This is a genomic window from Acinetobacter sp. ANC 4470 (assembly GCF_002135335.1).
In the GTDB taxonomy this organism is placed as follows: domain Bacteria; phylum Pseudomonadota; class Gammaproteobacteria; order Pseudomonadales; family Moraxellaceae; genus Acinetobacter.
Window position 1 is genome coordinate 1 of record NZ_NEGC01000002.1, and the last position, 22304, is coordinate 22304.

Annotated in this window: 19 protein-coding genes; 12 read left to right on the top strand and 7 right to left on the bottom strand. The window is 40.3% G+C overall.

Going from position 1 to position 22304, the window contains the following annotated elements:
* The first annotated feature begins 225 nt into the window (after positions 1 to 225).
* The 6 genes from B9T25_RS03175 to B9T25_RS03200 all read left to right on the top strand — a co-directional run bounded on the left by B9T25_RS03175 (position 226) and on the right by B9T25_RS03200 (position 4875).
* Positions 226 to 1146 (top strand): VacJ family lipoprotein, encoded by a 921-nt coding sequence (locus B9T25_RS03175; protein ID WP_086187048.1) that lies wholly within the window; start codon positions 226 to 228, stop codon positions 1144 to 1146.
* Positions 1147 to 1259: 113 nt separating this feature from the next.
* Positions 1260 to 2228 carry an RsbU family protein phosphatase GigA gene (gene gigA / locus B9T25_RS03180; protein WP_086187049.1) on the top strand — a complete coding sequence of 323 codons (969 nt, stop codon included), beginning with the start codon at positions 1260 to 1262 and terminating at the stop codon, positions 2226 to 2228.
* Between the two features lie 113 nt (positions 2229 to 2341).
* Entirely contained in the window at positions 2342 to 2860 is a 519-nt protein-coding gene (gigB, locus tag B9T25_RS03185) for an anti-anti-sigma factor GigB (protein ID WP_086187050.1), read from the top strand.
* A gap of 24 nt (positions 2861 to 2884) precedes the next feature.
* Positions 2885 to 3709: a carbon-nitrogen hydrolase family protein gene (locus B9T25_RS03190; RefSeq protein ID WP_086187051.1), complete on the top strand. Its 825-nt coding sequence runs from the start codon at positions 2885 to 2887 to the stop codon at positions 3707 to 3709.
* Positions 3710 to 3823: 114 nt separating this feature from the next.
* On the top strand, positions 3824 to 4249 hold the full coding sequence (locus tag B9T25_RS03195) for an organic hydroperoxide resistance protein (RefSeq protein WP_086187052.1): 426 nt from the start codon (positions 3824 to 3826) through the stop codon (positions 4247 to 4249).
* A gap of 233 nt (positions 4250 to 4482) precedes the next feature.
* A complete protein-coding gene (locus tag B9T25_RS03200) occupies positions 4483 to 4875 on the top strand; it encodes a DUF4951 domain-containing protein (RefSeq protein ID WP_086187053.1) in 393 nt (130 codons plus the stop codon).
* 42 nt (positions 4876 to 4917) lie between these two features.
* On the opposite strand, the gene gspE is transcribed toward B9T25_RS03200, so the two are convergent.
* On the bottom strand, positions 4918 to 6408 hold the full coding sequence (gspE, locus tag B9T25_RS03205) for a type II secretion system ATPase GspE (RefSeq protein ID WP_086187054.1): 1491 nt from the start codon (positions 6406 to 6408) through the stop codon (positions 4918 to 4920).
* A 100-nt stretch (positions 6409 to 6508) separates the two neighbouring features.
* Between gspE and B9T25_RS03210 the strand changes: the two genes are divergently transcribed.
* Positions 6509 to 7330: a hypothetical protein gene (locus B9T25_RS03210; RefSeq protein ID WP_086187055.1), complete on the top strand. Its 822-nt coding sequence runs from the start codon at positions 6509 to 6511 to the stop codon at positions 7328 to 7330.
* An 8-nt stretch (positions 7331 to 7338) separates the two neighbouring features.
* Complete coding sequence (locus tag B9T25_RS03215) at positions 7339 to 8265, top strand: mechanosensitive ion channel family protein (RefSeq protein ID WP_086187056.1); 927 nt, start codon at positions 7339 to 7341, stop codon at positions 8263 to 8265.
* A 109-nt stretch (positions 8266 to 8374) separates the two neighbouring features.
* Here B9T25_RS03215 and B9T25_RS03220 read toward each other — a convergent pair whose 3' ends face one another.
* Positions 8375 to 11071: a DUF2339 domain-containing protein gene (locus tag B9T25_RS03220; protein WP_086187057.1), complete on the bottom strand. Its 2697-nt coding sequence runs from the start codon at positions 11069 to 11071 to the stop codon at positions 8375 to 8377.
* Positions 11072 to 11233: 162 nt separating this feature from the next.
* On the opposite strand from B9T25_RS03220, the gene polA reads away from it, so the two are divergent.
* Complete coding sequence (polA, locus tag B9T25_RS03225; protein ID WP_086187058.1) at positions 11234 to 13999, top strand: DNA polymerase I; 2766 nt, start codon at positions 11234 to 11236, stop codon at positions 13997 to 13999.
* Between the two features lie 159 nt (positions 14000 to 14158).
* Here polA and B9T25_RS03230 read toward each other — a convergent pair whose 3' ends face one another.
* From B9T25_RS03230 to ppx, 5 genes are read right to left on the bottom strand one after another with little or no spacing between them, the layout of a single operon-like run.
* Positions 14159 to 14728 carry a YggT family protein gene (locus B9T25_RS03230; protein WP_086187059.1) on the bottom strand — a complete coding sequence of 190 codons (570 nt, stop codon included), beginning with the start codon at positions 14726 to 14728 and terminating at the stop codon, positions 14159 to 14161.
* A gap of 27 nt (positions 14729 to 14755) precedes the next feature.
* Positions 14756 to 15586: a pyrroline-5-carboxylate reductase gene (proC, locus tag B9T25_RS03235; protein ID WP_086187060.1), complete on the bottom strand. Its 831-nt coding sequence runs from the start codon at positions 15584 to 15586 to the stop codon at positions 14756 to 14758.
* A 28-nt stretch (positions 15587 to 15614) separates the two neighbouring features.
* Positions 15615 to 16964, bottom strand: a complete 1350-nt coding sequence (gene tilS / locus B9T25_RS03240; RefSeq protein ID WP_086187061.1) for a tRNA lysidine(34) synthetase TilS — start codon at positions 16962 to 16964, stop codon at positions 15615 to 15617.
* Complete coding sequence (locus B9T25_RS03245) at positions 16901 to 17725, bottom strand: acetyl-CoA carboxylase carboxyltransferase subunit alpha (protein WP_086187062.1); 825 nt, start codon at positions 17723 to 17725, stop codon at positions 16901 to 16903. The genes tilS and B9T25_RS03245 overlap by 64 nt, the downstream gene beginning before the upstream one ends.
* Positions 17726 to 17773: 48 nt before the next feature.
* The gene (ppx, locus tag B9T25_RS03250; protein WP_086187063.1) at positions 17774 to 19294 is read right to left on the bottom strand and encodes an exopolyphosphatase; all 1521 of its coding nucleotides are present in this window, start codon (positions 19292 to 19294) and stop codon (positions 17774 to 17776) included.
* 258 nt (positions 19295 to 19552) lie between these two features.
* Between ppx and trxA the strand changes: the two genes are divergently transcribed.
* The 3 genes from trxA (at position 19553) to B9T25_RS03265 (ending at position 22170) form a co-directional block, all read left to right on the top strand.
* Positions 19553 to 19879, top strand: coding sequence for a thioredoxin (gene trxA / locus B9T25_RS03255; protein WP_004649742.1), 327 nt, complete (start codon positions 19553 to 19555; stop codon positions 19877 to 19879).
* Positions 19880 to 20207: 328 nt separating this feature from the next.
* Positions 20208 to 21476, top strand: a complete 1269-nt coding sequence (gene rho, locus B9T25_RS03260) for a transcription termination factor Rho (protein WP_086187064.1) — start codon at positions 20208 to 20210, stop codon at positions 21474 to 21476.
* A 424-nt stretch (positions 21477 to 21900) separates the two neighbouring features.
* Positions 21901 to 22170 carry a hypothetical protein gene (locus tag B9T25_RS03265; protein WP_086187065.1) on the top strand — a complete coding sequence of 90 codons (270 nt, stop codon included), beginning with the start codon at positions 21901 to 21903 and terminating at the stop codon, positions 22168 to 22170.
* Positions 22171 to 22304: the final 134 nt, after the last annotated feature.

Below are 22304 nucleotides of genomic sequence, written 5' to 3' on the forward strand. Positions count from 1 at the left end.
AACATCACCGCCGATGGATACGCATTATAGGCGAAAAAAATCCCCACGCAACCCCTTTTTCAAAACTTTCTTATCGTTAGGATGTTTTTTAGTCTTTTTGTCTTCTTTTTCTACATATTTTGATCAAATTTGTTTTAATACGCGTATTCAAAGACCTGTTAATATAGTTTATTACGTAATTTTCAGCTTTAAGCACCAGCTTACTCTAGAGTTTTAGGATTTTTTATGCGTCAATTCCATTATGTTTGGGCTAGCCTTTTATCTTTTGGGTTAATTTTTCCTGCATTTGCAAATGATTCAATTGATACTTCTGAATCACCAACAAAAGAAGGCTTAGAAACACTTTCAGCGAAAAAAATCCAAGGTGCTCAATATCCTCGTCTTGAAGCATTAAAAGAATTAAAAAATGTAAAAGCTAAAGATTTAAACGTAAATGCCAATGCAACTCAGCCTGAAAGTAAAAAAGATCCGTTACAACCCTTAAATCGACAAGTCTATGCTTTCAATGATGCTCTAGACCAACATATTGCTCGACCGCTAGCCGTTCAATATAAGGAAAAAGTACCTTCTGATGTGCGCGGATCATATCGTCAATTTCGCAAAAATTTAGGCGAACCATGGAATGCGGTCAATCAACTGATTCAAGGTCGACCACTTCGAGCGGCCGAATCATTAGGCCGTTTTTCCATTAACACCATTACCACTTTAGGTTTTGCCGATCCTGCTCGACGTATGGGCTTATATACTGAAGAAGAAAATTTTGGTACTACCTTAGGTTATTACGGCATTCCTTCGGGACCTTATTTGGTTTTACCTATTTTTGGTCCAAGTACATTTCGAGATACTGTGGGGCTAGCTATCGATAGCCAAGCCCGACCACAAAAATATATCTTTGAAAATCGCAAAGGACTTTATTGGACAGACCAAGCTTTAAGAGGCATTGATACTCGTTCTCAACTTTTAGATATAGAGGATGTTTTACAGGGTGATAAATATGCGGCAATTCGTGATATTTACTTACAACGTAAAAATTTCGCAATTGCAGAAAAAAAAGGACTAGAATCTGAGTCAATGTTTATTGATGATGATCAAGATAGCACTGAGAATGACGTGCCAGAAGATGATGTAGATACAACAAGCAAATAAGTCTTTTTTATTTATTAAAAATATGATCAGTTAAGCATCTTTCTTTGCTGAGCATTAGATTGTTAGAGCACAACTCTAATATGTTATCACTTTAAGGGTCATACAATTTCTTTATGTATTTCATTCAACCAACTCGTAATATTCCTTATTTAGATAAGGTACTCAGTACACTACCCAGTGTGCAAATGATTTGCATAGATGATATTGATTTGTATGATCCCACAATTTTAGCCATTGCTGATGTACAAGACTATCTAACCCATCAATGGTCGCTCCCTACAATTGTGCTAGCTTTTGAAAATGAAGGCACTGCTCTAGCTCAAGCATGGGAACTGGGTGCTTTAGCAGGCTGGGTCTGGAATAAGCTCCCGCTTGATCCTGAAGGTGCATTACTCAAAATTGATGCACAATATAAACGCAATCAAGATAGTCGCGACTTGCCATCCGCTGCACATCTACAAAAATGTTTACTCCCCAATCCAATTGAATTGATGAACTACAAGGTTGAAACATTATTTCAACCTTCTGCATATTTGTCTGGTGATTGGTACGATTATTGGAAAATCAGCGATAAAGAAATTATGTTTTATCTGGCTGATGTTTCTGGACATGGCGTAACCAGCAGTTTACTCACGTCTTGGATGGCTGCCTTTCATGGTCGATCTAAAACGCCGCGTGAATTGATTAAAAAGCTCAATGGTATGCTGGTTCAAGAGAATATTGAAAAGCATATTACGATGATTGCTGGTGTTTTAAATTTAGAAACCCATCAGTTACGTTGGTCAAGTGCAGGACATTATCCTCCAGCGATTATCTTTGAACCGAATCAACCACCAAAAATTCTCAATACCAGTAGTTTTCCTTTGGGGCTGACCGAAGATCTTGAAGTCGAAGAATTTGAATGTATGCTGAATCGTCATGCACGGTTTATTATTTGTTCAGATGGCGCACTCGAGCCTTTTGATGGTGGTCTAAATGAACAATTTGAAAAATTAGTCTTTCATTTGCAAAATCAATCATTCCAAGCCCCTGAACATGTGGCAGATGACATTGCAATCTTAAGTTTACGCAGAATGAATTAATCATATAATCAACACGTTAACTTTTAACTGAGCAAACTACGCCCTTTGACTACTTGAGTCTCTAGTGGCCCTATGTGATAATTTTACAATCCTTCTCTGCAAATGGCATTTATATGTCAACAGGTCATGTTGAATATGCAAGCTTGAATGGAACGCATATTTTTAAGCTTATTGGCGAAGTGCGTGCCCAATCTTGTATCAGTCTAGACAAACTCCTTAGTAAAATTGAACAACAATCAAATGTGGTTGGGGCAATCGTAGATTTAACCCAAACCACATTTATTGACAGTACTGTTTTAGGTGTACTCGCCAAGCTTGGTCTCAAGCTCAAGCAAACTCATCACATTCAGGCAGTCATGTTATCTACCAACCCCGATATTACGACTTTGGCCAATAGTATGGGGCTGGGTCAAGTTTTTGTGATTTTAAATTATTGTGGTGACCCAAAAGTATGCACACTTGAATTAATGGAAGAACACATTAGTCATAACACCATGTTAACCACTGTTTTAGATGCGCATAAAACACTAATGGAGTTGAATGAAAACAACCTTAATATGTTTGAGCCTTTAGTTAAACAGCTGCAAAAAGAACAAGATAACATTGAGCAAGTATCTCAACAAAACGTATAAAAACTACTTATTAGAGCTCACCACATGACTTTACTCTCTGTTGTACAAATGAATTCCCAAGATGATATTGAAGCCAATTTCATCGTGATTGAGTCGTTGATACAACAAAGTAAAGCAGATGGTGCAGAGCTGATTGTTTTCCCTGAAAACTTTGTTTGTTTTGCAGGTGGAAAACAACGCGAGACAGCAGCGCAGTTTGAAACGATTCAACAGCGGTTAGAACATCTTGCCCAGCAATATCAAATTTGGATTGTGGCAGGGACACTTCCCTGTCCCTTTCGTCCTGATGGTTCAATCATTCCTGATGGTCGTGTACGTACTGTAAGCCTGTGTATTAGTCCTGAACGTACTGAAGCACGTTATGACAAAATTCATTTGTTTGATGTGCAAGTCGGTGATGCTGTCGGCGGATATCAAGAATCTAAATTTTTTGAGCCTGGAACAGATGTTGTTGTTGCAAAAACTCCTTTTGGTCATATTGGACTAATGGTCTGTTATGACCTACGTTTTCCTGAATTGGCGCTCACTTTACGTGCTCAAGGTGCAAATATACTCACCGCACCTGCGGCATTTACTTACACCACAGGTCAAATGCATTGGCAGTTATTGCTACAAGCACGGGCAATGGACAGTCAATGTCATATTTTAGGTGCTACACAACAAGGCTGGCACGGAGAAAAACGTCAAACTTGGGGCCAGGCAGGCGCAACCAATAGCCGTGGTCAAATTTTAGCAATTACAGAGACTGAGGGTGCTCAGCTAATTACCGTGCCTTTTGATTTACAAGAACAACAGGCAATACGTGCATCCATGCCTTTGATACAGCATCGTAAAATTATTAATTTCTAATTATTTTCGCCTTTATATCAAAATTTTCCGCTATAAAAATTACAAAATCACTGCTTATTATTCCTGCAAAATCCCACACGATAACAGCTCATATCATTCACAGGAATCATAAAAATGGCTTTAGAAAAAGCAGTCTATACAGCAAAAGCGAAAGCAACAGGTGGTCGTGATGGACGGGCTACCTCATCAGATGGCATTTTAGATGTGAAATTAGCTGTACCTAAAGAAATGGGCGGTGCGGGTGGCGGTACAAACCCAGAACAACTTTTTGCAGCAGGCTATTCAGCTTGTTTTCTTGGTGCAATGAAATTCGTCGCAAATCGAGATAAACTCAATATTAGTCAAGATGCCTATATTGAAGGCGAAGTTGGTATTGGACCTATTCCGACGGGTTTCGGTATTGAGGTGAAATTAAATATTCATTTAGAAGGCATGGATCAGGCAGAGGCGCAAAAATTGGTCGATGCAGCGCACATTGTTTGTCCTTATTCCAACGCAACTCGTGGCAATATTAATATCACTTTAAATGTGATGACCTAATCAAAGTCTTTATCTATCCTAAAATCGACCTGAGTATTTTAGGATAGAGTTACTTTTATCCATCGATGAGCTCTTATTTACTCAACCGACTCATCATGATCTTCTTAAAAAGGCTCAACCGACTACAAAACCAGCAAAATACTGTAATTTTAAGCTTAAAAATATCTCAAAAAGATAAGAAATCACACCACTAATATATAATGATTATTATTTGCAATTATTAACTTTTATTCATGTTTAAATATTTCCTGATAAGCACGCTGCTGCTTTCTACAGCAAGCACCTCTTTTGCAGAGATGAGTCTTTCTGAAAAAATTCATCCTCAAGTCCAATCTCTGGTTAATCCCAATATTCAGCGTTTAGAAATTCCGCCCACACCCAACAACATGAAATTACCAGCATTTGGTCAAGGCATTATTGGTTGGGGTACAGGACCAGACGACGCAGAAAAACGTCTGCATAACATCACTCAAACAGATGTCAAAAAACTAAAAACTCAAGGTGTGACTCTTGAGATGATTCAAACTTGGCAAACATTTTATGAAAATGAAACCCAGCGTAACGCAAGTAATCCGACTGCCCCATTTCGTGCCCAACTGATGAAAAAAATTGCCAAACTTTGGTAAGTTCAGCAATTTTTAAATGATAAAACATCAAAATACTTCGCGTTAATCTACCGCTTCATTGGTAACGCGAAGTACTTCTTCTAAGGTGGTTTTTCCGGCCAACACTTTGCGTAAACCGTCATCACGAATAGAGCCTGATTGCTGACGTGCATAAGCCTCTAATTCATATTCCGCAGCATGACCATGGATGAAACGGCGCATTTTATCATCGACTGGAACAATTTCATAAATTGCAGTTCGTCCCATAAAACCCGTATGCGAGCAATGATCACAGCCTTTGGGTTGTGGCAACTTCAGTTCAGCTTCTGCATTTAAATGTCGAAAAATGTCGGTTTCAAAAGCATCGGCTTCGTGCCATGTTGCACAGCGTGTGCATAAGGTACGTACTAAACGTTGTGCAATCACGCCAATCAAAGAACTTGCTAGCAAGAAGGGTTCAATCCCCATATCTTTTAACCGTGTGACTGCACCAATCGCAGTGTTGGTGTGTAGCGTAGACAAGACTAAGTGACCTGTTAATGAGGCTTGAACAGCAATTTCTGCAGTTTCCAAATCACGAATCTCACCCACCATGACCACATCAGGATCTTGACGCAACATGGCTTTTAAAGCCCGAGCAAAAGTCATATCCACCTTGGTGTTGACCTGCGTTTGCCCAATGCCTTCCAATTGGTATTCGATTGGGTCTTCCGCAGTCAAAATATTTTTTGAGCCATCATTTAAGTCCGATAAGGCTGCATATAAAGTGGTGGTTTTACCCGAACCTGTTGGCCCAGTGACTAAAATAATGCCATGTGGACGATGCACCAAATGGGTTAAACGCTCATAATCAGGCTGCATTAAACCCAAATGCGTCATATTTAACCGACCTGCTTGCTTATCAAGTAAACGCATCACCACACGTTCGCCATGTGACGAAGGTAAGGTCGAGACACGCACATCGACTTCACGTCCTGCCAACCTTAAAGACATACGACCATCTTGTGGCACACGCTTTTCAGCAATGTCGAGTCTTGCCATGACTTTAATACGTGACACCAATAGTGGTGCAAGTTCACGGCGAGGCTGTACGATTTCACGAAGTTGTCCATCAACACGTAAACGGACAGACAATTTTTTCTCAAAAGATTCGATATGAATATCGGAAGCACCGACTCGAATGGCTTCTGAGAGCAAGGCATTAATCAGACGAACAATTGGAGCATCATCTTCCTGATCCATTAAATCTTCAGCCTCAGGGACTGAATCTGCCAAACTGAGTAAATCTGGATGATCTTCTAAACCAGCTGCTACTTGTTGCGATTCACCTGTATCCCCTCCTGCAAAGCTTGAACTGAGCAATTGATGAAACTCTTGTTCACTGCATAATTGATACTGCGCAGAATGACCTAAATAGCGACGGGCTTCTTGTATCGCAAGTAATGGGGTATTTTCACGGCGTACAATAAAGGCTTGATCACCCTCGTATCGGAGCAATACGCCATGACGCTTAGCAAAACTATAGGGTATTTGTAATTGTTTAAATATTTGCATCAAAGTTTATAATGATGGATAAATTGATTTGAGTGTACTCTAAGCATATGGCAGCGTGAAGTCTGTTTTTTACTGATTAAGCAATATAGGAAATGTGCTGTTGTCTAAAAATAATGAATTGATCGAACCTGAGCATCCCAATTTAAAATGGTGGGGCGAACACAGCTTTGAATTAAATAAGCCCAAAGCATGGCAATTTGGTTCACTGTTATTTCGTCTTACTCGCGGACTACAAGAATGGCGGATGGAATTTCATCGCCCACAAGTTCAGTATGACTATGAACAAAAGTGGCATGCCATTGAAGATCCTTATTTTGGTTTTCCTCAGCCCGCACAAATAGAACGCTATATGTTCAAATCGACGCAAAGTAAATTGCAATTAATGCCGCGTTTAGCGGATCGTTCTGTGGTGATTAAACCAGTTGACCCGATTTATATTCCTGCTGGACAACGTGGCACACTGTATATCAGCACGCCCTTATGGATTGCTGGTTTTGTCGAAGGACAAAAAGATCCACTGTTTGATATTCCAGTCATTCTTCCCAAAGACACTTGGTTTGGTCCGAATCATCGTATGGGCGAGATCTGTTATGCGACCGCTGTCGATGGTCGTACCGAATTACATCTGTTAAAACCGCGTGCCTTTCGTGCAGTCACCCCGATTGAATTTCATAATACCAGTCATCAACAATTACGCTTTGACCGGATGAATGTACCTGTTTCTGCACTACCCCTGTTTTATAGTGAAAGTACTGGTCGATTATGGACATCACAAATTAAAGTTCTACATGAAGGTTTAGATCGCCCACCTCGAATTCGTATTGAAAATCGTACCCCACCACATGCAGGCGAAGTCATGTATGTCCATCCACCACGTGCGCCAGCAAGTGCTTTATTTAATATGTTTGATTCATTTTTCTAGGGGGCAAAATGGCCGATTCAAATATTCCAAAAGAAATTACCCAAAGCCTCAAGGGAATTTTCACCAATATCAATACTGAACGTCTCAGTGAAATTTTAGTGGCTGTAATCTTATCCATTATTGGTTTCCTGATTGCACGCTTCGTATCAAATGCCTTTATTCGTACTATTGGTTCACGTTTTAACGCACACCAACGTTTGGTTTGGCGACGCGGTATTTTCTATTTTATTTTCTTAATTTTTGTCATGGCAAGCTTAAAAGAAGCAGGCTTTAAACTCAGTGTCTTTTTAGGTGCAGCAGGGATTTTAACCGTTGCTTTGGGTTTTGCATCACAAACCTCTGCTTCCAACTTAATCAGCGGTTTATTCTTGATTGGTGAAGGTTCTTTTGAAATTGGTGATACCATTCAATTGACTTTGATTCGTGGACACACCATTGAAGGTGAGGTCATTTCGATTGATTTACTTTCTGTCAAACTGTTAACTCAAGATAATGTCTATGTTCGGCTCCCGAATGAACAGCTAATTCGCGCCCCCGTCCATAACTTGTCAAAATTTCCGATACGGCGCATTCCCATTACTTTAGCGATTAACTTTCATGAAGATATTATTAAAGTTCGTGAAGTACTGCTTGATGTTGCCAATAAATATCCCTTGGTTTTGGCTGACCCGAAACCCGCAGTGACCGTGACTGCATTCCGTGAATCTTCCATTGAACTGTTATTTGCGATTTGGTGTAACGATGAAAATTTCTTAAAAGTTCGCGATGAAATGCAAGAACGAATCAGGAATGGTTTCGTCGACAATCAAATTGAAATTCCTGTGCCTAAAATGGGCTTTGTCGATCGACCAGCCAATATGCAGCCTTTAAATGATGCAGATATAGATCAATATGCCAATGCGCAAGAAATAAAACGAGAGCCTGATTTAAAATAATTCTTAAATTACACCCTCATCCTAACCTTCTCCCTGAGCTATATATGGCGCAAGAGAAGGAAACAGTTCCCTCTCCTAATAGGAGAGGGTTAGGGAGAGGTAAAAAATATCAAATCTTTTCACCTTCAGGCATCGGGGCAATATAAGCGATCATCAACATCACAAAGCCCGCACCTAAAAATGAAACAACTCGAGTTAAAGTCCCAATATGGGACAAATCAAACAGTACCAATTTTAAGGTCACGACCACCAAAATACTGCCGCCCAAAATCCAGACTGAACGCAGTTGTTTGTGACTGGCTAAACTCATGGTCATAAATGCCAAACCAACCCAAAGTAAAGTTAAACTGAGTTGAACCGTGCCATCTTGCCACAAAGCCAGCTCATTAAATGGTGTGCCTAAATAAACATGTAATGCACGCAGCACAATATAACTACTTAGCCAAAGCAAACTTAACACCATCAGCACTGCAACGATGCCTTTATCCAAACCTGATTTAACCTGTAAGGACAGCATCCACATAAATCCAATCAACATGGCGATACTGACCAAATCAAATGGATTTAAAATCGGCAGTACATACGCTTGAAATGCCTGTTGAGTAAAGAGTTGTGAGCACAGCATCCAAGTCGCCATTAAAAGCAAAGTGCTGCGTGCTTGCCAAAATACTTTCCAATCTAAATTATCCACTTGCCAATAACACCAAGCGCAGAACAACAAAGGGAAAATCACCATACTCATATACGGCATGCTCGGAACCAAGCTTAAACTACTCATGGCGAGGCTAAGCAAAACTCCGAAACTTACCCACTCTTTTTCGGCTCGAACACCCAACACGGGACGCAGCCACAAGGCAGTCAACATCAAAGCAGAGAGTACGAAAGCAATGCGATCAAAAGTCGATAACCAAACGATAATACCTTGCTTACTCTGATCAAGCACAATAATAAAGGCCAAAATAAAGACTGGAATTAACCCGAGCCATTTCGGCAATAACCACGACCATGTGGCTTTGCAATACAACATGACTTCATTCATCAGCAAATAGCATCCACTGACGATCAATAGGCAAATCACCAACTGACTCGCACTATCGATTTGATCAAGCAATAAAACAATGAACATCGTGGTGGCGGACAACATCTGTAAACAATGAAAAGCGATCGTGGCATGGCTCAATTGCTTGCGAAAAGAGGCGCGACTATTGGCAAGCAACACTACCGCAAAATAACTCAGACACAGTCCCCAATACATTTCACGTGGAAATTGACTCAGCTCCGCCAGATAATAAAAACTGGATAAGCCTGCAACGACCAATAACCCCATACCCAGATAACGACTGACATTCGATTCCCGATACAAGGCATAAATAAAAATCATTAAACCTTCAACAGCCCAACCAATCACACTCCATTGCTCAGGTAACAGTATCGGCGGAATCAAAGCCAAGAAAATCAACATAAGGCTTAAATAGCTTTGCGAAATTAGTTGCGCCGCTTGATGACGTTTAGAAAGCTGATACAGCCCTGCATAAACCACTGCAAAGGCTAAACTTGCACCTGCTTGCCAATACATTTCATCAAAATACATTAAATAAATAAAAATATAGCCCACAATAGGTGCGCCAAAAATAAGCGCAATATCTAAAGCAGGTTTAAGTTTAAATTGAGCTAGATCCGCTTTGGCAAGCAGTTGACTAAAGCGAAAACTCAGCCAAACAAAGATGGCGGTATGTGCCACAACCAGTGCTGTTAAAATCCTACGCTCTTCTGCTTCGCCCTGATAAAAAGCATAAGCTCCACCAACGATCACCGTGACAAGGAAGGCTATTTGATTCAGAATTTTCCACGGACGTAATGTACTCAGTACAGCCACAGCAAGGTTAATCACTACATAATAAGCAATCAATTCAACCGCTGTCGCATTGCGAACAGGTAAAGTGAATGGTGCGATATAGGCAATGATCATGGCCATGAGTGCCAATTCAATCGATTGCTGCTTTAAGCTTAATGTGAGCATTACGCCCATAATGACCGCAAAGCACAATGCTGCGATCCCTAAAGTCGAAATTACCCCATTGTAATAAGCAAAGAATAAGGTCAAAAATAATGCCGCTAAACCTAAACCTTCTAAAGCCAAAGCAAAACTGCGGTTTCTAGCCTGTAATCCATGCCCCAATGCAGTCACTGCACCACTTACACTTGCAACAATCGCCAGTTTCAACGCCAAACTCAACTGCCAATGTTCGGTGGCAAAACGTAGCAATAACACGATGCCAATAATCAGTACCAAGATGGCAACTTTTAAAACAGGATTACCCTGAAATATCCATTGCCTGAACTGATCAACCAGACTGATCGAATTTGATGTCGCTGCTAATTCAGGTGGTTCTGTATAGGATATCTGTTCAATAGCAGCATAAGTCGTGGTTTGAACTTGTTGTACTCGCATTTGGACTTGATTTAACAACCCTTCTAAACGCCGCAACCAGCGTAGAAAGAAAAAAATCCAAGCCGTAATCCCTGCACCGACAACCAAACCCCAATCCATTGCCCCACCGACAAGCGCAATAATGGATGCAAGATAGAGCGGAACTTTTGAGGTTTCTTGCAATGAAATATGCGTCTCTGTCGCAATCTGGGTGGCTGGTGTTTGCAGCGTATCGACATACTGCATCACACTCATGACAAAGGCTAAGCCACACAAATAAGTAAATATCTGTAGTTTAAAAAACCACGCCCCTACACCGACAATAATCAGTACCATCAGCCAAATCATCCGGATTTCGCTCTGCCCTTTGTGCATCTTGTCTTTCTCTGCATCCTGATGAATTGATCATACAACAGCTCCAACTTTGATTTTTAAGCATTCATCAGATATTCGGTAACACGCATCTTGCATGATGTGCCTGTGATCAGCGGTAAAATCACGTACAATAAGCTCGTTATTTGAATTAGGAATCTTGCAATGCCACCATTTGTTTTGGTCGATGGCTCATATTTTTTATTTCGTGCGTACCATGCACTGCCACCACTAACCACTTCTACGGGTTTACAGACCAACGCAATTCGTGGTGCGATTTCTGCAATTCAAAAATTGATGCGTCGTATTCAACCGACCCATATGGCAGTGATTTTTGATACGCCAGAACCCACTTTCCGACATATCCTTTCACCGATTTACAAAGGTGATCGTCCAAGTATGCCTGAGGAACTTTCTCAACAGATTCCTTATCTGCACAATCTGATTCGTGCTTTAGGCATTCCTTTGTACACCCTGCCGGGTGCTGAAGCCGATGACGTGATTGGAACACTGGCCAAACGTGCTGAAAAAGCAGGTCATCAAGTGCTCATTTCCACCGGCGACAAAGACATGGCGCAACTGGTCACCGACAAAGTGACTTTAGAAGACAGCTTTAAAGATAAGCCAATGGATGTTAATGGGGTCTTTGAGAAATTCGGAGTTTGGCCGAATCAAATTATCGATTATTTAACTCTGATGGGTGATGCTTCCGATGGGATTCGAGGCGTACCCGGTGTAGGCGCAAAAACGGCTGCTAAACTTTTGACCGAATATGGTTCCATCGGTGGAATTTTAGAAAATGTCGATCAAATTAAAGGTAAAGTTGGTCAAAATATTAAAGACAATGTTGAAGGTATTACCCTCGATCATCAACTTGCCAGTATTGTGATTGACCTAGATTTAAATCTCACTTATGACGATTTAAAACTGGTTGATCCCAATGTTGAAGCCTTACGTCAGCTTTATACCGAACTTGAATTTCGTAACCAATTACAGTCTTTAGACCATCCAAATAATCCAAATAGTTCGGTCTACAAGCAAACATCAAAAGTGATTGAAAAATCTGCACGTAAAGAAGAAACTATTGAAACTGAAGATCAAGCTGACATGACCAGTGTCGATGATCAATTGGGACAAGCGACTTACCATACCGTTTTAAGCCAAGCAGACTGGGATAAACTTTTTCAGCGTTTTAGCAGTGAAAAACGTTTTGCATTTGACACTGAAACCACCAGTTTGGATTATCGTATTGCTGAAATGGTCGGTTTTTCGGTAGCATTTGATGCCCATGATGCCTATTACATTCCCCTTGCCCATGACTATGAAGGCGCTCCCGAACAACTCAACCGTGAAACGGTTCTCGCGCAAATCAAACCGATTTTAGAAGATGCTGCCGTTGAAAAAATTGGCCATCATTTAAAATATGATGCACATATCTTGCAGAATCATGGGATTGAATTACAAGGTTGGTATTTCGACACCATGCTTGCCTCTTACGTTCTCAACTCTGTGGCAACGCGTCACGGCATGGATGATGTTGCACGTTTATATTTAAGTCATTTGACCACCACCTTTGAACAAGTAGCGGGCAAAGGCGTGAAACAAAAAACCTTTAATCAAATTGAGATTGAAATCGCTGCGCATTATGCTGCTGAAGATGCGCATGTGACTTATCGCTTATATGAAGTATTGTCGAAAAAATTAAAAACCGTACCTGAACTCGACAATATTTTGCATAATATTGAAATGCCTGTTGCCCGTGTTCTAACCATTATGGAAGAAAATGGCATTGAGCTTGATCTAAAATTCCTCGATCAATTAGGGGTAGATTTTGCAAATGCCATTCAAAATTTAGAAAATCAAATTACCGAATTGGCAGGACAAAGTTTTAATGTCAGCTCGCCAAAACAAGTCGGTGAGATCCTGTTTGATAAGCTAGGATTAAAAGGCGGCAAGAAAACTGCCACTGGACAATACAGCACCAGTGAAAGTATTTTAGAAAAAATTGATCACCCCATTACCGCGTTAATTTTGGAATACCGCGGTCTTTCAAAACTTAAAAACACCTATACGGATGGTCTACAAAAACAGGCCAACAATGACAGTGGCCGTGTCCATACCAGTTATCATCAAGCACTTACAGCAACTGGTCGCTTATCATCGACCGATCCAAACTTACAAAACATTCCTGTCCGTGAAGAAATTGGCCGTCAAATTCGTAAGGCTTTTGTTGCACCTAAAGGTCGTGTGCTGCTTGCAGCCGATTATTCACAAATCGAACTGCGTTTAATGGCGCATTTTTCTCAAGATGATGCTTTAGTGCATGCCTTTAATCATGGACAAGATGTGCATCGTCGTACAGCCGCTGAAGTTTTAGGCATTGAACTTGAAGATGTAACACATGACCAACGCCGTCAAGCTAAAGCTGTCAATTTTGGTCTGTTATATGGTATGTCTGAGTTTGGTTTGATTCGTCAGTTGGGCTTTACCCGTCAAGAATCGCAGGACTATATCAAACAATATTTCCATCGTTATCCGGGCATTTATGAGTATATGCAACGCACTCGTCAAGTGGCTTTGGAACAAGGTTTTGTCGAAACGATTTCAGGTCGCCGTTTATACACCCCTGATATTGATGCACGCAATATGATGATCCGTAAAGGTGCTGAACGTGCGGCAATCAATGCCCCACTACAAGGAAGTGCTGCTGACATTATTAAAATGGCGATGATTGAAGTCGATAAAATATTACCGAAAGATCAAGCGAAAATGTTATTACAGGTACACGATGAATTGGTATTTGAAGTCGATGCCGATATTGCTGATGAACTGGCAACTAAATTGGCTGAAGTGATGCAATCGGTGGTAAAACTTTCAGTTCCGCTGATTGTTGAAGTTGGAAAAGGTATGAATTGGGATGAGGCGCATTAAAAGCACCTTTTTTGACTTTTCTTTAAAATAGGGACAGTTCCTTCCTTCTTTTAGGCGGTGAGGAATATATTCTGAAGATTCTCACCTCCTATAAGGAGAGGGAGTTTCATCTAAGCAATAAAAAAGGACTCAATAGAGTCCTTTTTTATTGCTTAGAGTTTAAAGCCCTGTCAGAAGTGCAATCGCCACTTCATTCATGATAATTTCAGCAACATACAAAGCTAAAAATGCAACAATTGGAGATAAATCAATCATACCCATATTTGGCAAAATACGACGAAACGGTGCCAGTAATGGTTCCGCAAGCTCTTGAATTACTTCGATATAAGGCGATCGAGTTTGGGTAAACATCACGACCCAACTTAAAATAATCGTCGCAAAAATCAAATACCGACAGAAGCGAATCAAGTCTTGGATCATGGTGACAAACGTTAAAATCAGCAAATGTACAGGACTATTCGGCATAGCACCTGACAAATACATGACACCAAAAATTTTAAGTAAATATAAAACCAACAGCAAAGCCAAAGCCGCTAAATTGACACGACCTTTTGCTACCGTTGGAAAAATACGACCAAAGACATCCACTATTTTCGTTGCTTTAACCGTAGACATCACTACTGGGTTATAAGCATTTATCCCTGCCAACTGCATGAGAAAACGAAAGAATACGAGCAAAATCGCTACGTTAATGATAATGCCAAAAATCAGCGCAGAGTTTGCACCCATACTGGAACTTTCCTAAATAAAAACGAGTTATTTGCTACTTTCACTTAGCTCTTGAGCAAGTTCTTGGCTGCGCTTTTGTGCTGCAGCCAAAGCAGCCTGAATATTTTGAGAAATTTGTGCACGATCAAAAACTTCAAGTGCAGCTTGAGTAGTACCATTTGGTGAAGTTACATTTTTACGTAATTCCGCAGGTGTATTTGCACTGGTAATCGCCATTTGTGCAGCACCTAAGGCCGTTTGTAAAGTCAGCGCTGTCGCTACTTTTTCATCCAGACCTAAGTTTTTACCTGCACGAATCATGCTTTCCATCATATAGAAGAAATATGCAGGACCAGAACCAGATACGGCCGTAACTGCATCAATCTGTGCTTCTGAATTTACCCAAAGGGTTAAACCTGTTGCAGCTAGAACTTGGCTTGCAAGCTCACGGTCTTTTGTGTCAACCGCTTCAGTCGCATACAGACCATGTGCGCCTGTTTGCACCAAAGCAGGTGTATTCGGCATCACACGAACAATTCGATCTGTTGCTAAAAGCGTTGCAATGGTTGCAATTTCAGCACCAGCAACAATCGACATGACCAATTTGCCTTCAAACAAACCTTTGAGTGGTTTTAATACACTGGCCAATACCTGTGGTTTCACCGCAAAAAGGACGATATCGGCATCACGAATGGCAGCAATATTATCATCGGTCACACAGACATCTTTTTCTTGTAATAAAAGACGTACTTTTTCGACCGGATCAGAAACTGTAATACGTGTTGGAGGCAAACCACGTGAAATTAACCCGCCAATTAAGGCTTGAGCCATATTACCGCCACCAATAAAACAAATATTACAATTTAAAGCTGCACTCATAAATCATACTCGACGTAGAATTTTTTAACTAAGAGATCAAATTTGGTTGCCAACCACCGACTTCACAATATTCAGATTGAGCCAACCAAAACCCTTGTGGCGTAAAAACACCAAGCATAACATTATCTATGCTTAATATTTGAATTGTATGACGCTGCCAAGGAAAAATTTGTGCTTCTTGAATAGCTTTTTTTAATGGCCAACTCCCCACTCGTCCATGTAAATAAATTTTTTCTCCACCTTGGCGCAGCACCAAACTTAATGTTTTACCCAATAAGGATGCTGATAATCCTATTTTGTTAGGTTCAGCAAGATACTGCCCTGAAAGAACTTTAATATTTTGATTTAATTGTACTTGAATCGTTACAACTAAAGTATCCGATTGATTTTTCTCAGCAAGATATTCATCCAAACTTAAACGAAAAAGTTTTTGCTGATAACGCAGATAATAATGTTGATTCCAATGCAAAGCCGCTTGCGCATCCAACTTGGACTCAATCACTTCATACCGCAAGCGTTCAACCATTCCAAAATTAGGTCGATAAGTCTCCTGCCCTTTCATCCATGCAGATAAAAGCTGTCTTTGACGAGCGGTAGATAATTGAGACAATTTTTTTAAATCAAGTTCAGCTACTGTTCCGCAAAATGCTAAATCTTGCTGCAAAACATCTTGCAGAATTTCATCTGCATCTTGCATTAAATAACTGGTACGACCTAAGGCTTGTTGCATTTTCGGATAGCGATTTTGTAGCATTGGCCACAATTCATGACGACACCATGCCCGATCATAATCGGTATTCAAATTACTTGGATCTTCAATATTTTGCACATCTAACTGTGCTGACCATTGGCAAATCTGCTCACGAGAAGTATTTAAGAGCGGTCGCCAAAGAGTAAATTGCTCTCGAATATCCACTTTTTTCATAGCAGATAAACCCTGTACCCCTGTACCAGAAAGTAAACGCAAGATTAACGTTTCCGCTTGATCTTGCTGATGATGGGCTAAAACTAAAATTTCATTGGGTTTTAAATGCTTTAGATAGGCTTGATAACGTGCTTCACGGGCTTGTTGTTCTAGATTTCCAGACTGCACATTTACCGCTTCCACAATGCAAGGAATATTCAACGCAGCACATTGATCAGAGACGAATGCACCCCAACTGGCACTGAGCGTTTGTAATTGATGGTCGATATATATGGCACGGATTTTTTCAGGGTATAAATAAGACATCAGATGCAGCAGCAACATGGAATCCATGCCACCACTACATCCAATTAAAAAGCAGGTATTTTCAGGAAACTGTTGTTCCTGTTTTAAGACATCAGACCTAAATTGTCGCTGCCAAACTTCATTAAACGCTGGTAACGTGCTTCGCATCGTTCATTCGCTTCCATTGGTTGCAATTCTTCTAAAGCTTGCTGTAAAACCTCTTTAAGTGCTTGCATGACTTGTTCAGGTTGCAAATGTGCACCTGCACCTTCATCAACTACATATTCCACAATACCCATTTTTTTGAGTTTTTCAGCAGTCAATGCTAATGCTTCACTGGCTTGTTCAGCTTTTTCAGCTGTTTTCCAAAGAATAGAAGCACAGCCTTCAGGTGAAATTACAGAATAAATGCTGTGAGACAACATAATCACGCGATCTGCGACACCAATACCGAGTGCACCACCTGAGCCCCCTTCACCAAGTACCGTTGCAATCACAGGTACTTTTAAACTTGAAAGTTGTGCAAGACTGGTCGCAATCGCTTCGGCTTGACCACGTTCTTCTGCACCTACACCTGGATATGCACCCATCGTATCAATAAAAGTAAACACAGGTAGATTAAATCGTTCTGCCATATCCAGTAAACGCTGCGATTTACGGTAGCCTTCTGGATTACTCATCCCGAAGTTATGTTGCAATTTTTCACGCGTACTACGACCGCGGTGTTGTCCAACAATCATGACTGGCTGACCATTAAAACGTGCCAAGCCACCGATCATTGCACCATCATCACCAAACACCCGATCTCCATGTAAAGCATCGAATTCAGTGAAGATTTCACCAACATAATCCAAAAATTGCGGACGTTCAGGATGACGTGCAATTTGAACCGTTGTCCATGCTTTAGATTGAGCAGCTTTATTTTTCATAGGTCAACCATTCCCTAAATTAACAATCACTTGTTAACCAATCACTTGTTAATAGATAAATTGTTCCGACTGAATATTCAATTCAATATCCCAATGCTTGAACTGCACTTGCTCATCGTGCAAGTCTGCTACAAGCAAAGGCCATTGTTTGGCATCGCCAGAAACACTGAGTTGCCATTGTTGCTCATTGCCGACACTTAATTCAATGGCAGGAAGCATCTCATCGCTACGACTATGATTGAGTAAAACTGCGAGACGAAGCAATAGACAAAGATAAACTAATTTGCTACCCCCCACCTTCATCACATCGACTCGACTGTCACTGCGTAACTTACGACGATGATGTGCCACTAAATGTGAAAGATGGTTTTGATCAATTTGTGAGAAGCCGGCAATATCAGAATGTTGCAATAAATATGCACTATGACGATGATAACCCCCGTGACTAATGGCCAAACCTATTTCATGCAAATATGCAGCGCGGCGCAGTAAATCACTGTCTTCGCTGTTTAAATTCAAAGCATTAGCGACACTATCAAATAAGTGCTGCGCTGTTTTCACCACACGTTCAGCTTGCTTAGGATCGGCGTTATAGCGTCCCATTAAAGCTTGAACACTTCGATCTCGGATATCTTCATGCTGAAAACGCCCCAGCAAGTCATACATCACGCCTTCACGAAGTGCACCATCGGAATAAACTAATTTATCCAGTTCAAGTACATCAAACACAGCATATAAAATGGCAACCCCAGCTGGCAAAACTGCTCGACGATCTTCTTTTAAGCCATCAAAATCGACTTCAGAAATATCTTTAAATTTAAGTAATTTTTCTTTGAGCTTTTCTAAACCTTCACGGGTTAAATTTTCTTGCTCATCGCTCCACCCCATATTGATGGTAATTTGACGACATGCTTTAATGGTGCCGCTTGAGCCGACAGCTGTATCCCAGCCTGCTGTTTTATAGGTATTGGCAATGCCAGAAAGCTCTTTACGCGCAGCAACAACCGCTTTATCAAAATTCTTCTGATTGATTTCGCCATCACTAAAATAGGCTTTGGTAAAAGCGACGCAACCCATTTGCAAAGATTCAGTATGAATGGGTTCGAATTCTTCGCCAATAATTAGCTCGGTAGAACCTCCACCAATGTCAATCACTAAACGACGGCCGCTATTCGCCATGGTGTGCGATACGCCTAAATAAATTAGACGCGCCTCTTCACGACCGGCAATAATTTCAATCGGTTTAGGTAAAATTTCTGCCGCTTTTTGAATAAATTCATGCCCATTTTTGGCCTGACGCAGAGCATTGGTTGCCACAATTCGCATACGATTGGCTTGTACTGAACTTAAACGCCCGACAAAACGCGCAAGACATGCCAATCCACGCTGCTGCGCGGCTTCAGTTAAGTTTTTATTTTCATCCAGACCGGCTGCCAATTGTACTTTTTCTGACATTGAAGCCACCTTTTTTACTTCGCCATGATCTACACGGGCAATAGCAAGGTGAAAACTGTTCGACCCCATATCGATGGCAGCAAGTAACTCTTCATCAATCAAAAAATCAGACATTATTCAAACGAACCTATAAGAATTATGCTTAGAGTAATTCACATACATGCAATTTAAAAGCCATTTATAAACACAAATGCAGGAGTTTTTAATTTTTTAGTCAAAAGTATAATTGTAGGACACGATGATCAATATCGTGAGCATCAATTAGACAAACTCACTATAATGTTTGAAAATTTACATATCGCACTACATAGTTAAACAAGGCTATGTAATACTTCTCGTTATAGAACTATTTAAAATTTTTGGAGCATATCCATGTCTGGCAATATCGTAAACACAACTGATGCGAACTTCGAAGCTGACGTTTTACAATCTGACGTTCCTGTACTTGTCGATTTTTGGGCAGGCTGGTGTGCACCATGTAAAGCAATTGCCCCTGTATTAGAAGTACTTTCTACAGAATTCGAAGGTAAAGTTAAAATTGTTAAAGTTGATGTTACGGCTTGCGAAGCGACTGCAGTCAACTACAACATTCGTAACATTCCTGCCCTATTGATGTTCAAAAATGGTGAAGTCGTCGCGCAACAAGTCGGTGCTGCACCAAAATCTAAATTGACTGCTTTTATTGAAGAAAATATCTAATTCAAAACAGCGCAATTTGATATAATACGCTATCCAAAGATAGCGTATTTTTTTCGTCTATAAATTGACAAAAAAGATATTACCTCTTATATTACATATTCAAGGAATAAAGGATTTTCCAATCCAGCATTTTCTTACAAGACACAACACATAAGATCGCCGCTCGGCAACATATATTGTTTTACACTTTATTCTTCGAAACAATGAATCAGACCCCTGAATTGTTATTGTGCAAATACAATTACGTTATTTTTATTACGTGTAAGCGGCTGAATGTTGCTCCCTTTTCTCATCTGTATTCCAGAATTTTGATTCTATCTGACCACCTATGAATTTAACTGAACTCAAGAAAAAACCGATTGGCGAACTCATCAAGATTGCTGAGTTTATGGGCCTAGAAGGAATGGCGCGTAACCGTAAGCAAGACATCATTTTTGCCATCTTAAAGCGCCATGCAATGAATGGCGAAGAGATCTTTGGTGATGGTGTTCTAGAAATTCTATCTGATGGTTTTGGTTTCCTACGCTCTGCAGCAGGTTCTTATCTTGCAGGCCCTGATGACATTTATATCAGCCCATCTCAAATTCGTCGCTTCAACTTACGTACTGGCGATACCATTACAGGAACAATTCGCCCACCTAAAGAAGGCGAACGTTATTTTGCTTTATTAAAAGTGAATCAAATTAACTACGACACACCAGAAAATTCACGTAACAAAATTTTATTCGAAAACTTAACGCCATTGTTCCCAACTGAACAATTAATTATGGAATTAGGTAACGGTACAACTGAAGATTTAACTTCACGTGTGGTTGACTTGGTTGCACCAATTGGTAAAGGTCAACGCTCAATTATTGTTGCTCCGCCAAAAGCGGGTAAAACCATGTTGCTACAAACCATCGCTCAGTCGATTGTTCGTAACAACCCTGAAGTGTTCCTTATCGTACTTCTAATTGACGAACGTCCTGAAGAAGTAACCGAAATGGAACGTACTGTTCGTGGTGAAGTGGTTGCATCAACATTTGATGAAGCACCTGCACGTCATGTCCAAGTGGCTGAAATGGTGATTGAAAAAGCAAAACGTCTGGTTGAACATCGTAAAGATGTAGTGATTTTACTGGATTCTATTACACGTCTGGCACGTGCTTATAACACCGTTATCCCTTCTTCTGGCAAGGTTTTGACCGGTGGTTTAGATGCACATGCACTAGAACGTCCAAAACGCTTCTTTGGTGCAGCACGTAATATTGAAGAAGGTGGTTCACTGACTATTATCTCAACTGCTTTAATTGAAACGGGCAGTAAGATGGATGACGTGATCTACGAAGAATTCAAAGGTACCGGTAACCAAGAAATCACACTGGATCGTCGTATTTCTGAAAAACGCGTATTCCCTGCAATGAACATCAAAAAGTCAGGTACTCGTCGCGAAGAACGCCTGATGAGCGAAGATAATCTACGTAAAGTATGGATTCTTCGTAAGCTTTTACATCCGATGGATGAATTGGCTGCAATGGAATTTTTGTTGGATCGTATGAAAGAAACCAAAACCAATGATGATTTCTTTGATCAGATGAAGCGTAAAGCAACAAGCTAAAGTATCCTCCCCCTCTATTTATTGATAAAAAAGTCATCTATAACGATGGCTTTTTTATTTGGTTGACCTTGCTTACATAAAAACACACTCCCATCGATTTTATGTAAATTAAATTGCAAGTTAATGATAAATAAAATAATCATATAAAAAAGTGTATAAATTTTAGGAAGTTATTTAGTACTTCTCCAATACAAACTTCATAATTGATTGTTATTTTCTGTTAAAGAATGGAAGGAAAATCTACTTTTTTAGTCTTTTTTTTAATCAAACCAGTAGTATTTAAAAATGCGCAGTGATAGCATATTCGCAGACCAGTTAGACTGTCTCTGCATTATTATTACTACCTAAAAAATATTAGGCAGAATAAAAGCAATCAACAGGCTAACAAGGGTTTTTTTTAATCTCATATTTAGAGAGTGATGCCATGTTATTCAAAAAAATCGCTATTGCTGCTGCAGTTGCTACTACTTTAGCTTTCGTTGGTTGTGCTAAAAAAACTGAAGAAGCTCCTGCTGCTGAAGCTGCTGCTTCTGAAGCTGTAGCTGCTGCTTCTGAAGCTGAAGCTGCTGCTTCTGCTGCTGTTGTTGAAGCTGCTCCTGCTTCTGTAGCTGTTGATGCTGCTTCTGAAGCTGTAGCTGCTGCTTCTGTAGCTGTTGATGCTGCTGCTGAAGTTGCTGCTTCTGCTGCTCACTAATCTTTAAGATTAGACAGTAAAAAAAGAGAGCCTTTGGCTCTCTTTTTTATCACTCTAAAAATATAATATGAATAAAAACATTCTTAGCATTTATGCTGTGTTCAAAACACATTTTGCATTCATTAAATATCGCA